This window comes from Pseudomonas sp. LBUM1666, assembly GCF_059695775.1.
In genome coordinates, this window is the sequence record NZ_CP166789.1 from 5,752,184 (window position 1) to 5,765,625 (window position 13,442).

The window sequence follows — 13,442 nt, forward strand, 5'->3', positions numbered from 1 at the left end:
GACCTGAGATATCGAGGTGAACTCAGGTTTTGAACAGTATGAAGATCGGCTCCCTTTCCCCCTCTCCCCACTGGGGAGAGGGCTGGGGTGAGGGGTGGATCTTGAAGTTGACTACCCTTCCAGACTTCTATCAGAACTCGATCCGCACATCCCCTTTCGGCACGCTGCAGCACGAAAGAATGAACCCTTCCGCTTCGTCTTCTTCGGTGATCCCGCCGTTGTGGTCCATCTCGACCTCGCCCCCCAGCTTCATCACCTTACACGTCCCGCAGATCCCCATCCCGCAAGCCTTCGGAATCAACAGCCCCAACTTGGCAGCAGCGGCATGAACGGTTTCCCCCGGTGCAACGCGAATGCTTTTCCCGGACGCGGTGAATTCCACCTGATGCAGGTCCGCCACGTCGATGTCCGGCGCATCGGCAGCAATTTCGGCCTGTTCCACCGCATCAGCACGGGCTTCCGGTGGTGTAGCACCAAAGGATTCCTCGTGATAACGCGACATGTCGAAGCCGACCGCTTCCAGCATGCGCTTGACCGCATTCATATACGGCGTCGGGCCACAGCAAAACACTTCGCGCTCCATGAAGTCCGGAGCCATCAGCTCAAGCATTTTGTGGTTCAGGTAACCGCGATAACCGGCCCACGGTTCGCCCAGACCATGCTTCTCGCAGATCAGGTGCAGGCTGAAGTTATCGATCCGCGACGCCATGTGTTCCAGCTCGCGGTGGTAAATGATGTCTTTGGGCGAACGGGCGCTGTGGATAAACACCATGTCGACGTTGCCGTTGGTGTCGTAGAACCAGCGAGCCATCGACATGACCGGCGTGATACCGACGCCGCCGCTGAGGTACAGCACCTTCGGCGCGGTGAAATCCATAGCGTTGAACAGTCCGACCGGCCCGTGCACGGCCAGCTCCTGCCCTTCGTGCAGGGTGTCGTGCAACCAGTTGGAGACCTTGCCGCCCGGCACACGTTTGATGGTCACCGAAAAGCTGTAAGGAACCGACGGCGAGCTGGAAATAGTGTAGGAGCGCATGATCGGCACGCCTTCGATTTCCAGCTCCAGGGTGACAAACTGCCCCGGCTTGAAGAAGAACAGGATTGGCTGGTCAGCCATAAAGCAGAAGGTGCGCACATCCCAGGTTTCCTGGATGACTTTGACGCAACGGACGATGTGTCGACCATTGGCCCAGGTCTGGGTGGTTACCGGATTCAGGAAGCTGTTGGACATGCTGTTCTCCACCGCCGATGGTCGGCCTTATGTTGGCGATTCTGCGTAACGTGCGAACCACCCATTTACCTATCTGCGACATTCACATACTTATCGCGACCAGCCCGCATCTACCGGGGGTTGCGCGTCGGGAACAGATTGGGCCATGTCGCCCATGGATAAGGTTCTGGCGTGCGCCGGCCCCACACTCGCTCCACACAAAGACGATTTCTTTACACCCTTGCGTAGCAAACCGTATCAGCCACTATTTCGCCGGCCACACAGAATGGCCTTGAGGATCAAATCGATGGACGTCACCGCAAAAATCAGCCTGGGCGATCCGCTGGAACCCGCACGCAAGGCCACCGCGCAGATGCTGCAAGAACGCGAGCGCACTTTCTCGCTGCCGCAGCCGTTTTACTCTGACGAGCGGCTGTTTGATATCGACATGCAGGAAATCTTCCAGAAAGAGTGGTTGATCGCCGGCATGACCTGCGAGATCCCGACCAAGGGCAACTACCTGACCCTGCAAGTCGGCAAGAACCCGATCATCGTGATTCGCGGCGCCGAAGGCGTGGTGCATGCGTTCCACAACGTCTGCCGTCACCGCGGTTCGCGGCTGTGCACCAGCGAAAAAGGCAAGGTCGCCAAGCTGGTTTGCCACTACCACCAATGGACCTACGAACTGGACGGCCGCCTGCTGTTCGCCGGCACCGAGATGGGCGCCGACTTCGACATGAAGCAGTACGGCCTCAAGCCGGTGAACGTGAAGACCGCTGGCGGTTACATCTTCATCAGCCTGTCGGAGAACCCGCCAGCCATTGATGACTTCCTGTCGACGCTGACCCATTACATGGAACCGTACGACATGGAGAACACCAAGGTGGCGATCCAGACCACCTTGTTCGAAAAAGCCAACTGGAAACTGGTGCTGGAAAACAACCGCGAGTGCTACCACTGCAACGCGGCGCACCCGGAACTGTTGAAAACCCTGCTGGAATGGGACGACGTCACCGACCCGCGGGCCGATCAGGCCTTCAAAGACCACGTCGCCGCCTCTGCCGCTGCCTGGGAAGCCGAGAAGATCCCTTACGCCCACGCCAGCTTCGGCCTGCGTAACCGTATTGTGCGCATGCCGCTGCTCAAAGGCACCGTGTCAATGACCCTGGACGGCAAACAGGGCTGCGCCAAACTCATGGGCCGCATCAAGAACCCGGACCTGGGCTCGATGCGCATCCTGCACCTGCCGCACTCGTGGAACCACTGCATGGGCGACCACATCATCGTGTTCACCGTGTGGCCGATCAGCGCCCAGGAAACCATGGTCACCACCAAGTGGATCGTGCACAAGGATGCGGTCGAAGGCGTGGATTACGACGTGGAACGCATGCGCAAGGTCTGGGATGCGACCAACGACCAGGACCGTCGCCTGGCCGAAGAGAACCAGCGCGGCATCAACTCCACCGCTTACCAGCCAGGCCCTTACTCCAAGACCTATGAGTTTGGCGTGGTGAACTTCGTGGACTGGTACAGCGAGCGTTTGCTAAACAATCTGGGCGCGGAACCTGCGCCTTACCTCAAAGGGGTTCCGGTTCAAGGCTGACCGATCCGCTGAGACAAAAAACCGCGAACATGTTTCGCGGTTTTTTATTGTTCAAATTTCGATCAGTCGCTATAGAGCTGCCGCTGGCATGGGGCTGTAGAGGTTCGCGAACAAGTTATCCACACCTTCGCCCACAGCAAATGGGGACAACTCGGTTTACCGCGCAAATTTTCTCCACAGAAACTGAAGAAAATCCGTGACTTATCCAGAAGCAGGGTTTTGAGCAGCGATTGGTTGTTTTTTGATCGAAAGCTTGAAAGGCACGTTATACGTGGCTTGCAGCGGATGGCGAACACCTTATCCACAGAAGCGCCAACAGACTTTGGGGGCAACTTGGGCAGATCTGTGGAAAACCGTTGGAAGCCGCGATAAATCGGGGTTTGCGCGAGGTTTGTCAGCTTAAAACGATGATTTGATCGTTTTTTGATCAGTCGCCTGACAAGCCCATTTTATATGGCCTGTAGAGGACAGCGAACATCTTATCCACAGATGCGCTAACAGAGATTGGGGGCAAGTATTGGCTCTCGTGCAAAGTTATCCTCTGGAAAAAGCCTGAAAAAACCACGAGTTAGGCTGGTTGTTTTTTGCACGAAGGGTTGCAGGGCTTGATTTGTATGGGGTGTAGCGAAGGGCGAACATGTTATCCACAGAAGCGCTAACAGGGATTGTGGGTAAATACACAAATCCGCTTATCTCCCCATCCCTGTAGGAGCAGAGCTTGCTCGCGAAAGCGGTGTATCAGACAAATATTGATGTTGGATGTGATGGCCTCTTCGCGAGCAAGCTTCGCTCCTACAGGGGTTTGAGTTGGGTTCAGGGGCGATACATCAAATAAGCCTCACCCGTGACCCGAATCATCGGATGCGGTGTGATCTGGCAGGTATCGACGATACGAAAACCATGTCGCTCGTAAAACCGACGGGCGCCGGTGTTCACCGCGTAGTCAATCAGGCTCAAGCCATTGAGCCCCAGCTGGTTGGCACGGTCGTAAGCGTAGGCGAGGAATTGCTTGCCCAGGCCCTGGTTTCGCCAGCCTTCATGCAGCGCCAGGCTGGAAATATAGAGGGTGTCGGGGATTTCCATCTTGGCGTACGGCGCCAGGACCGGATCGGTCGTCGGCTCTGCCAGAGGATCGTGACGCATCACGTAGCAGTGCATCATGCCGATGACGTTTCCATCAACCTCGGCGATGAGGCAGTTCTGATAAGAAAAATCTACGTCGTCACGGGCGTAACGGCTGGCGCCCACGTCCAGTAAATCCTGACCGGGTTGCGCGAGTTGGCTCCAGATGTAATCCGCAGCGCCTTCTGATGAAATCTGAAACAAACGAGCAATCTCCCGCGCATCGCTGCGCAGGGCCGAACGAAACTCAACAGCCATTTACCTGCCCCCACAAGACCGCTAGCGGACCACGCCTTCTTCGATCAGCAACTTGAGAATCGCCTCAGCCCCCGCCTCGGCACTCAACCCTTTAAGCACCTGGCCGCCGCCACCGCTGGCCTTGGCCGTCGCGGCTTTCATCCGGTCTGCGCCGCTCTTGGCCTTGATCACCTTCAAGCGTTTAGGCCGTGGCTTGGCCGGTTGCAGCGTGGCGACCGCCAGCAGTTCATCGTCGATCACTTCGACTTCATCCGCCTGCAACACCCCACGTCGGGCCGGGCCGTAGGCGCTCTGCCGAGGTTTCGGTGCCGCGTTATCCACAGTCGCCAGAAATGGCAGCCGTACTTTCAGGCGACGGCGCTGACCACGCGGCAAAGCTTGCAGCACCAGTGCTGAATTACCGTCGATGGATTCAACTTGAGCCAGCCCGACGACCAGCGGCCAGCCCAGGCTTTCGGCCAGCAAGAACGGCAGCATGCCCGAGCCTTCGCCGGTTTCCGCCTGGCTGCCGGTCAGCACGACCTGAGCCCCGGCGTCGCGCAAATAAGCGGTCAATGCCGGCAGTGCATCGGCGCCTTCCGGCTGCTCAAGCACATGCAGCTGTTCCAGGCCCATGCCCAGATACGCACGCAATGCCGGTTCCGCGACGTCGCCGGCATGCAGCACTTGCAAGTTATCCCCAGCCAGTTGCAGGCCCAATTCCACCGCCCGCGCATCCTGCTCCGCGCGACGTGGCCGGCCGGAGGTCGGGTGGGCGCCGATGGACACCAGGCTGATGATTTTCGTGCTCATAACCCTTTCCTTTCCTTAAGCCGCATCGCGCTTGGCTTCGTTGCGGTAAGCCTCTACCGCCGCGATCAAGGCTTGAAGAATCTCGGCGCTCTCGCCGATCACCGACAGGTCGGCCCGTTTGATCATGTCGCAGCCAGGGTCGAGGTTGATCGCCACCACCTTGTCGCAGGCACCGATGCCTTGCAGGTGCTGGATCGCCCCGGAAATCCCCACCGCCACGTAAACCCGCGCGGTGACCCAGGTGCCGGACGCGCCGACTTGGCGGTCGCGCGCCATGAAGCCATCGTCCACCGCCACTCGGGACGCGCCTTCGGTAGCGCCCAGCGCTTCGGCGGTCCTGTGGAAAAGTCCCCAGTCCTTGACCCCGTTGCCGCCGGAGAAGATGAACTCTGCTTCGGCCATCGGAATCGCCGCCGGGTCCACCGCCACTGCGCCCAGATCCTCGATGCGCGACAAGCTGCGCGCCACGGCTGTGGATAACTCCACCAGCAACGCTTCGTGGCGGGTTTCGCTGACCGGTTCGGCGCATTCGACGGCAGCCAGAATCAAGCGTGCAACCGGGCGCGCAAGGTCTTGTAAGCCAGCGCCGGCGCGGCCGATGCATTCCTGATCCTTGACCTGCCAGACCCGTGTGGCCGGGCGTTCGCCCAGTGCTGCGGCAAAGCGTCGACCCAATTCACCACCACCGCTGCGGCTGTCCGGCAGCAACCAGTGACGCGGGCTGAACTGGTTATCCACAGCCCGCAGACCCTGGACCCGTTGTTCCGGTGCATAACCGCTGAATTCGTCACCTTCCAGCACCAGCAAGCGATCAACGCCAGCGGTAGCGAAGGCGCTTTCTTTGTGTTCACCGAAGACCACGGCCAATACCGCGCCGTCCTTGCCGGCCAACTGATGAGCCAGACCGAGCAAGTCGCGGTCGTGGCTGCTCAAGCGGCCGCCGACCATGTCCGGCACCACGCTGATGTAAAACGCTGGTGCAGGCACTTGATGCAGCGGCAATTGCACTTCAACGGCGGCCGAGCGTTTGCTCGCCCCGCCCTGTTGAGCGCCGCTGCGATCGATTCGCTTGATGCCGTTGGGACCGATAAAACCGATGCCATGGGGATTCTTGCGGATGACGCCGTTAGGCCCCATCCAGCTGTGTTGCGCCGGTTGCATGGCCGCGTGCAGCGGGTGCAAACGGTTACGGGCGATCCATTCGGCGCGTGGGTCGCGGCGGATAATGTCGCTCATCAGTGGGCCTCCGCAGGTTCACGTTGGGCCGGTTTGGTCGGCTTGCTCGGGGCAGCGTCTTCGAGCAATGCGTCCGCCACCAGTTCGGCGATGTCCTTGATCAGCGGCCGGGGTTCGACCACGCCTTCGAGCATCGCGGTGCACTGAGGACAACCCACGGCCACCAGTTCGGCGCCGGTTTCGCGGATGTCTTCCATGCGCATGTCGGGGATCCGTTGCTTGCCCGGAATGTCGGTGATCGGTGCACCGCCGCCACCGCCGCAGCAGCGCGAGCGGAAACCGGAGCGTTGCATTTCCTTGATCTCGATCCCCAGGGCGCGCAGCACTTCACGCGGTGCCTCGTATTCGCCGTTGTAGCGGCCGAGGTAGCACGGGTCGTGATAGGTCACGCTGCTGCCTTTGTGCTGGCCGAGGTTCAGGGCGCCTTCGCCAATGATTTCCGCCATGTAAGTGCTGTGATGCTGCACGAGGTAGTTGCCGTCGAAGGCGCCGTACTCGTTTTTCAGCACGTGGAAGCTGTGCGGGTCGCAGGTGACGATGCGGTTGAAGCTGTACTTGGCCAGGGTCTGAATGTTGCGTTTGGCCAACAGCTGGAAGGTGGCTTCGTCGCCCAGACGTCGGGCCACATCACCGCTGTCGCGCTCTTCAAGCCCCAGCACTGCGAAGTCAACCTTGGCCGCTTTCAGCACTTTGACGAAGGCGCGCAAGGTGCGCTGGTTGCGCATGTCGAAGGCACCGTCGCCGACCCAGAACAGCACGTCGACGGATTTCTTCTCGCTCATCAGATTGAGGTTCAAATCCGCCGCCCAGTTCATCCGCCCGCCCGGCGCAAAGCCGCCCGGGTTGTCGGTGGCAATCAGGTTTTCCAGGACTTCAGCGCCCTTGTTCGGGGTCGCGCCTTTTTCCAGGGTCAGATGGCGGCGCATGTCGACGATGACATCGACGTGCTCGATCATCATCGGGCATTCCTCGACGCAGGCGCGGCAGGTGGTGCAGGACCACAAGGTTTCAGCGTCCACCAGACCGTTGACGATCGGTTGATGCGGATTACCGGCGTGTTCGCCGATCGCCTTGCCTGGATACGGGCTGCCGGCGAATTTGGCATCGGTGCCACCGGCCAGGCCGACCACCATGTCCTGAATCAGCTTTTTCGGGTTCAGCGGCTGGCCGGCGGCGAACGCCGGGCACGCGGCTTCGCACTTACCGCACTGCACGCAGGCGTCGAAGCCGAGCAGTTGGTTCCAGGTGAAATCCTTGGGTTTTTCCACGCCCAGTGGCGCGGTTGGGTCGTTCAGGTCCAGCGGTTTCAAACCGGTGGAACGACCGCCACCAAAGCGTTCGGCGCGACGGTGCCAGGCCAGATGCAAAGCACCGGCGAAGGCGTGCTTCATCGGCCCGCCCCAGGTCATGCCGAAGAACAGTTCGCTAACGCCCCACAGCACACCGACGCCGAGGATCGCAGCCACCACCCACCCGCCGAAGTTTTCCGGGAGGATGCCGGCAACCGGCAGGGTCAACAGGAAGAAGCTCGCAGAGAACGCCAACAGGCTTTTTGGCAGGCGCATCCATGGGCCTTTGGAAAGACGAGCCGGTGGGTTGCGACGACGCAGGAACATGAAAATCGCACCGACGAACATCACCGCCGAGGCAATCAACAGGGCAACACCGAGAATGCGATTGTGCAGGCCGAAACCGTGAACCAGGATCGCCAGCACAATCGACGCCACCGCACCGCCAGCCGTGGCGACGTGAGTGTTGGCGATGTATTTGTCCCGCGCGACGACATGGTGCAAATCGACCATGTAACGCTTGGGCATGGCGAACAGGCCGCCGATCAGGTCGACTTTCGAAGCCCGGCCTCGGCGCCACATAGCCACCCGCCGCAACGCGCCGAGGACAGCAAGGCCCAGGGCTGCGAACAACAGGATTGGAAGAAGGGTGTTCAACATGGTGGAGCTCCCAAAGACCTCGGGTCTTGCAGGCCAAACTACCTGGATGCCTTGCTCGATTCCTGTGGGAGCGAGCTTGCTCGCGATTCAGGCGACGCGGTGCATCAGAAACTCCGCGCTATCGTTCATCGCGAGCAAGCTCGCTCCCACAGGGTTATCCACAAGCTCTTAGAAATCCTTGCACAACCGCAACGCGTCATAGATCGCCGCGTGGGTGTTGCGCTGCGCCACGCAGTCGCCGATACGGAACAGCAAGTAGCCGTCGCCCGCCTGGCTCAGCGAAGGTTGTGGCTTGATCGCGAACAAAGCTTCGATGTCCATCTGGCCTTTGTTGCGCGACGCTTCCTTCAGCGCGTAATAGATTTCTTCGTCCGGACGCACGCCGTTTTCGACGACGACCTGATCCACCACCCGCTCCTCTTTGGCGCCGGTGTATTCGTTTTCCAGCACTGCCACCAGCTTGTCGCCTTCGCGGTAGACCTTCTCCAGCATCATGTCCCCGGTCATGATCACTTCTTTGGGGTACATGCTGCGGTAGTACGTTGGGAACGAGGTACCGCCAATCGCCACGCCCGGTTTGATGTCGTCAGTGACGATCTCGACCTGGCTGCCCTTGTCGGCGAGGAAGTCGGCGGTCGACATCCCGGTGAACTCGCAAATGGTGTCGTAGACCAGCACGTTCTTGCCCGGTGCCACCTTGCCGTCGAGGATGTCCCAGCTGCTGACCACCAGGCCTTCAGCCGCGCCCCAGTGCTCGTTCTGCTCCAGGAATGGATGGCCGCCGACGGCGAGCACGACCACGTCCGGACGCAGGTCGAGAATGGTTGCCGCATCGGCGGCCACGCCCAGGCGCAGGTCGACTTTCAAACGCGCCAATTCCAGTTGGAACCAACGGGTGATACCGGCGATCTGGTCCCGTTGCGGGGCTTTCGAGGCGGTCGTGATCTGGCCGCCGATAAATTCTTTCTTCTCGAACAGGGTCACGTCGTGGCCACGTTCGGCCGACACACGCGCAGCTTCCATCCCGGCAGGACCGGCACCGACGACGACAACTTTGCGCTTCACACCGGTCGACTTCTCGATGATGTGCGGCACGCCCATGTATTCACGGGAGGTCGCAGCGTTCTGGATGCACAAGACATCCAGGCCCTGGTACTGACGGTCGATGCAGTAGTTGGCGCCGACGCATTGTTTGATCTGGTCAACCTGGCCCATTTTGATCTTGGCGATCAGGTGCGGGTCGGCGATATGGGCGCGGGTCATACCGACCATGTCCACGTAGCCGCCTTCCAGAATACGGGTTGCCTGGTTCGGGTCCTTGATGTTCTGCGCGTGCAGCACCGGGGCCTTGACCACTTCTTTGATACCGGCGGCCAAGTGCAGGAACGGCTCCGGTGGATAACTCATGTTCGGAATTACGTTGGCCAGGGTGTTGTGGGTGTCGCAACCCGAACCCACCACGCCAATGAAGTCGATCATGCCGGTATCGTCGTAGTACTTGGCGATCTGCTTCATGTCCTCGTGGGACAAGCCGTCCGGGTGGAACTCGTCACCGCACAGACGGATGCCAACACAGAAATCCGGACCGACTTCAGCCCGCACAGCCTTCAGCACTTCCAGGCCGAAACGCATGCGGTTTTCGAAGCTGCCGCCCCATTCGTCGGTACGCTTGTTGACCCGTGGGCTCCAGAACTGGTCGATCATGTGCTGGTGCACTGCGGACAATTCAACGCCGTCCAGGCCACCGGCCTTGGCGCGGCCAGCCGCGGTGGCGTAGTTGCCGATCACCCGCCAGATTTCTTCCGGCTCGATGGTTTTGCAGGTCGCACGGTGTACCGGCTCGCGGATGCCCGACGGCGACAGCAGGGTTGGCCAATGCTCGCCGTCCCAACGCGAGCGTCGGCCCATGTGAGTAATCTGGATCATGATCTTGGCGCCATGCTTGTGCATGGCATCGGCCAGGTTCTGGAAGTGCGGAATGATCCGGTCATCGGCCAGGTTGACCGACTTCCACCAGCCTTGCGGGCTGTCGATGGCCACACTGGAGGAACCGCCGCAAATCGCCAGGCCGATCCCGCCCTTGGCTTTCTCTTCGTAATACTTGACGTACCGGTCGGTGGTCATGCCGCCGTCGGTGGCATAGACCTCGGCGTGCGCGGTGCTGAGCACGCGGTTGCGGATGGTCAGTTTGCCGATCTGGATCGGCTGGAACATTGCTTCGAAAGCCATGGCGGGTTCCTCGACTTACAACGGCTTGACGGTGAACAGGCCGTCGTCGTGGCCTTCTTCGGAGCCACCGTAAACCTGTTCGGCAACGGTGCGGATCTTGCTGCCGCGGGCTTGCAGAATCTGGTCCATGGCACCGGCAAACCAACCGGTGAACATGTAGTCAACCTTGCGCCCGACCTTGCCGTACACGTAGACGAACGCCGAGTGTTCGAGCTTGACGCTGGCAGTGCCTTTGTCGAGGTCGATGTCCTGGATCTTGAACAGGCCCCAGCCGCGTTGCGACAGGCGTTTCATGTAGTGCTCGAACACCGCAACGCCTTCCAGGCCGTGGCATTCGGCTTCTTTTTCACACCAGTGCCAGGCGGATTTATAGCCAGCCTTGTAGAGGATCTCGGCGTAGGCGTCAGCACCCAGAACTTCCTCGATGCCCATGTGGTTGTTGACGAAGAAATGACGCGGCACATACAGCATTGGCAGGGCGTCGGAGGTCCAGACACCGGTTTCGCTGTCGACTTCGATTGGCAATTGCGGGGCGATCTTGGCCATGGAAACTTAACTCCAGAAAAATTTTGGTGTTGCCCCCGGCGCGGACGGCCGGGGGAAAGGATTCAGATTTGCTGTGGCTTACTCGCCCCAGACGTCCTTGAGGACGTTGACCCAGTTCTCGCCCATGATCTTGCGGACCACGCGCTCGGAATGGCCGCGCTTGAGCAGGGTTTCGGTCAGGTTCGGGAACTCGCCGACGGTGCGGATGCCCAGCGGGTTGATGATCTTGCCGAAGCTGGTCAGGCGGCGGGCGTAGCCCTTGTCATGGGTCAGGTATTCGAAGAAGTCCTGGCCATGGCCCTGGGTGAAGTCGGTGCCGATACCGATGGCGTCTTCGCCAACGATGTTCATGGTGTATTCGATGGCTTCGGCGTAATCGTCGATGGTCGAATCGATGCCTTTGGCCAGGAATGGCGCAAACATGGTCACACCGACGAAACCGCCGTGGTCGGCGATGAACTTCAGTTCTTCATCGGACTTGTTGCGCGGGTGAATTTTCAGACCCGACGGTAGGCAGTGGGAGTAGCAAACCGGCTTCTTGGATTCGAGGATGACTTCTTCGGAGGTTTTCGAACCCACGTGGGACAGGTCGCACATGACGCCGACACGGTTCATCTCGGCGACGATTTCACGACCGAAACCCGACAGGCCGCCATCACGCTCGTAGCAACCGGTACCGACCAGGTTCTGGGTGTTGTAGCACATCTGCACGATACCGACGCCCAGCTGCTTGAACACCTCGACGTAGCCGATCTGGTCTTCAAAGGCGTGAGCATTCTGGAAACCGAAGAGGATGCCGGTCTTGCCCTGCTCCTTGGCCTTGCGGATATCGGCGGTGGTGCGCACCGGAATCACCAGGTCGCTGTTTTCGCGGATCAGCTTCTGGCTGGCGGCGATATTGTTGACGGTGGCCTGGAAGCCCTCCCACACCGACACGGTGCAGTTGGCCGCGGTCAGACCGCCCTTGCGCATGTCTTCGAACAGCTCACGGTTCCACTTGGCAATAATCAGACCGTCGATAACGATGCTGTCGGCGTGCAATTCGGCTGGGCTCATCAGGCTGTCCCCTATTAGCGATTCGTGCGCCGAATCGTGTGCCGGCGCTTTGGGGCCAGCATATGCCTGAGGGAGGGGGCAGCCGGGTGCAAAAACGACAGGGGGTTTGCCGAAAGCGTCAATCCGCGACAAAGGGTCGTCGTCGGGCGTCATGGGCCACCTGTTCAAGGGCCTTCGCATGGGCCAGAATTCGCAGCATTACTGGATGTTTCACTGAAAAAGGGGCGGCGGCGCAATGAAATCGATCTTCCTGGCTTTGGCACTGATAGCGACCGGCGTACACGCGGCTGAAGAGGCCGACGATAACCCCTGCGACAAAGTCGAAAACGAGGTTCAGACCCTGGAATGCTCGGTCTACAGCAGAACCACCGCCGAAGACCTGCTGAAAGACAACTACCAAACCCTGACCGAACGCATGCAATCGCTCTACGGCAAGAACCCGGCGCAACTGACCGACATCACCGCCAAGCTCAAGGCTGCGCAGCAGCAATGGCTGAAAACCCGGGATGCGGATTGCGCGGTTAAGGCGTTTCCGGCGACCAGTGGTAGCAAGGCGTTCACAATTGCGCAGAATGATTGCGTGGCGCGGATGAGTGATGAGCGGTCGGAGTTTTTGGAGTCGATTGGGCAGGATTAAACCTTGTCGTCCGTCGGAAGCTGGTGCTGTTCACCAGCTTTCTAACCGCAAGAAATGACCTTTCCCGCAAGCAGTTTTCATCTCGCCTACAACCGCCCTTCAGCTCCATAAACGACCGCTTCAGTCGGGCAACATGCCGACACGGTTCGTTTGTTTGCGACCTGGAAAATATAAGCAAAGATTCGCAAATCTTATAAAAGACTTATATCCTCCTATGAACAGCATCCACTGGACTCGAAAGGCCGTTAAGCAACTTCTGAAATTGCATTCCGCTCATCAGATCCAGGTTCGTGATGCCGTCACGGTGCTGGCTGGCATGCCGGATGTAGGCAATGTCAAAGCACTGGTTGGTCATGATTACGCCTACCGTCTGCGAGTCGGCAATTATCGGATCATGTTCGACTGGGATGGCGCAATTAAAGTGATCAGTATTCAAGAGGTCAAAAAACGCGATGAGCGCACCTACTGACGTTCAAATTATTAATGACGCTGACGGAAACCCCGCCTTCGTGGTTATTCCATACGCGCAATACGTCGCGCAGAAGATAGAGCCCGATCTGATCCCTCACGAGGTGGTCAGCCGCATCGTCGACGGCGCGACGCCTATTCGTGCCTGGCGTGAACACTTAAACCTTACACAGGATGAAGTGGCCAAACGCATGGGCATCTCCCAACCGGCCTTCGCCCAGCAGGAGACTGTTGCCAAGCCTCGCAAGGCCACTCGCGAAAAAATCGCCGCAGCTTTTGGCATCAAGCCCAATCAACTCGAGCTGTAAGCTGCACTCCACCAACAAGGAAAGGGAT

Annotated in this window: 12 protein-coding genes; 4 read left to right on the forward strand and 8 right to left on the reverse strand. The window is 59.4% G+C overall.

The features are described from left to right. Positions 1–130: 130 nt before the first annotated feature. Complete coding sequence (gbcB, locus tag ACA056_RS26575) at positions 131–1,231, reverse strand: glycine betaine monooxygenase reductase subunit (protein WP_129440532.1); 1,101 nt, start codon at positions 1,229–1,231, stop codon at positions 131–133. Positions 1,232–1,517: 286 nt separating this feature from the next. Here gbcB and gbca point away from each other — a divergent pair, with 286 nt between their 5' ends. Further along, the gene (gene gbca, locus ACA056_RS26580; protein ID WP_497268890.1) at positions 1,518–2,813 is read left to right on the forward strand and encodes a glycine betaine monooxygenase oxygenase subunit; all 1,296 of its coding nucleotides are present in this window, start codon (positions 1,518–1,520) and stop codon (positions 2,811–2,813) included. Positions 2,814–3,626: 813 nt separating this feature from the next. Here the strand turns inward: gbca and ACA056_RS26585 are convergent. The 7 genes from ACA056_RS26585 to ACA056_RS26615 form a co-directional block, all read right to left on the reverse strand. Further along, positions 3,627–4,193, reverse strand: coding sequence for a GNAT family N-acetyltransferase (locus ACA056_RS26585; protein ID WP_497268892.1), 567 nt, complete (start codon positions 4,191–4,193; stop codon positions 3,627–3,629). 21 nt (positions 4,194–4,214) lie between these two features. Then, the gene (gene etfB, locus ACA056_RS26590) at positions 4,215–4,985 is read right to left on the reverse strand and encodes an electron transfer flavoprotein subunit beta (RefSeq protein WP_056739081.1); all 771 of its coding nucleotides are present in this window, start codon (positions 4,983–4,985) and stop codon (positions 4,215–4,217) included. Positions 4,986–5,000: 15 nt separating this feature from the next. Beyond that, on the reverse strand, positions 5,001–6,221 hold the full coding sequence (gene etfA, locus ACA056_RS26595; protein WP_497268895.1) for an electron transfer flavoprotein subunit alpha: 1,221 nt from the start codon (positions 6,219–6,221) through the stop codon (positions 5,001–5,003). Next, complete coding sequence (gene dgcB / locus ACA056_RS26600) at positions 6,221–8,170, reverse strand: dimethylglycine demethylation protein DgcB (protein WP_497268897.1); 1,950 nt, start codon at positions 8,168–8,170, stop codon at positions 6,221–6,223. The genes etfA and dgcB overlap by 1 nt, the downstream gene beginning before the upstream one ends. A gap of 168 nt (positions 8,171–8,338) precedes the next feature. Then, the gene (gene dgcA / locus ACA056_RS26605; RefSeq protein WP_133835677.1) at positions 8,339–10,399 is read right to left on the reverse strand and encodes a dimethylglycine demethylation protein DgcA; all 2,061 of its coding nucleotides are present in this window, start codon (positions 10,397–10,399) and stop codon (positions 8,339–8,341) included. Positions 10,400–10,414: 15 nt separating this feature from the next. Beyond that, positions 10,415–10,945, reverse strand: coding sequence for a DUF5943 domain-containing protein (locus ACA056_RS26610; protein ID WP_008033249.1), 531 nt, complete (start codon positions 10,943–10,945; stop codon positions 10,415–10,417). Positions 10,946–11,023: 78 nt separating this feature from the next. Further along, positions 11,024–12,001, reverse strand: a complete 978-nt coding sequence (locus tag ACA056_RS26615) for a dipeptidase (protein ID WP_008033250.1) — start codon at positions 11,999–12,001, stop codon at positions 11,024–11,026. Positions 12,002–12,236: 235 nt separating this feature from the next. Between ACA056_RS26615 and ACA056_RS26620 the strand changes: the two genes are divergently transcribed. From ACA056_RS26620 to ACA056_RS26630, 3 genes are all read left to right on the forward strand, one after another. Further along, positions 12,237–12,638: a lysozyme inhibitor LprI family protein gene (locus ACA056_RS26620; RefSeq protein WP_497268900.1), complete on the forward strand. Its 402-nt coding sequence runs from the start codon at positions 12,237–12,239 to the stop codon at positions 12,636–12,638. A 214-nt stretch (positions 12,639–12,852) separates the two neighbouring features. Next, positions 12,853–13,107 carry a type II toxin-antitoxin system RelE family toxin gene (locus ACA056_RS26625; protein ID WP_497268902.1) on the forward strand — a complete coding sequence of 85 codons (255 nt, stop codon included), beginning with the start codon at positions 12,853–12,855 and terminating at the stop codon, positions 13,105–13,107. Further along, on the forward strand, positions 13,091–13,414 hold the full coding sequence (locus ACA056_RS26630) for a helix-turn-helix domain-containing protein (RefSeq protein WP_497268904.1): 324 nt from the start codon (positions 13,091–13,093) through the stop codon (positions 13,412–13,414). The genes ACA056_RS26625 and ACA056_RS26630 overlap by 17 nt, the downstream gene beginning before the upstream one ends. Positions 13,415–13,442 lie beyond the last annotated feature (28 nt).

Coding starts and splice junctions, on each gene's coding strand:
- etfA (WP_497268895.1), bottom strand. CDS start 6,221: ATGAGCGACATTATCCGCCGCGACCCACGCGCCGAATGGATCGCCCGT.
- ACA056_RS26625 (WP_497268902.1), top strand. CDS start 12,853: ATGAACAGCATCCACTGGACTCGAAAGGCCGTTAAGCAACTTCTGAAA.
- ACA056_RS26610 (WP_008033249.1), bottom strand. CDS start 10,945: ATGGCCAAGATCGCCCCGCAATTGCCAATCGAAGTCGACAGCGAAACC.
- etfB (WP_056739081.1), bottom strand. CDS start 4,985: ATGAGCACGAAAATCATCAGCCTGGTGTCCATCGGCGCCCACCCGACC.
- ACA056_RS26620 (WP_497268900.1), top strand. CDS start 12,237: ATGAAATCGATCTTCCTGGCTTTGGCACTGATAGCGACCGGCGTACAC.
- gbca (WP_497268890.1), top strand. CDS start 1,518: ATGGACGTCACCGCAAAAATCAGCCTGGGCGATCCGCTGGAACCCGCA.
- dgcA (WP_133835677.1), bottom strand. CDS start 10,399: ATGGCTTTCGAAGCAATGTTCCAGCCGATCCAGATCGGCAAACTGACC.
- gbcB (WP_129440532.1), bottom strand. CDS start 1,231: ATGTCCAACAGCTTCCTGAATCCGGTAACCACCCAGACCTGGGCCAAT.
- ACA056_RS26585 (WP_497268892.1), bottom strand. CDS start 4,193: ATGGCTGTTGAGTTTCGTTCGGCCCTGCGCAGCGATGCGCGGGAGATT.
- ACA056_RS26615 (WP_008033250.1), bottom strand. CDS start 12,001: ATGAGCCCAGCCGAATTGCACGCCGACAGCATCGTTATCGACGGTCTG.
- ACA056_RS26630 (WP_497268904.1), top strand. CDS start 13,091: ATGAGCGCACCTACTGACGTTCAAATTATTAATGACGCTGACGGAAAC.
- dgcB (WP_497268897.1), bottom strand. CDS start 8,170: ATGTTGAACACCCTTCTTCCAATCCTGTTGTTCGCAGCCCTGGGCCTT.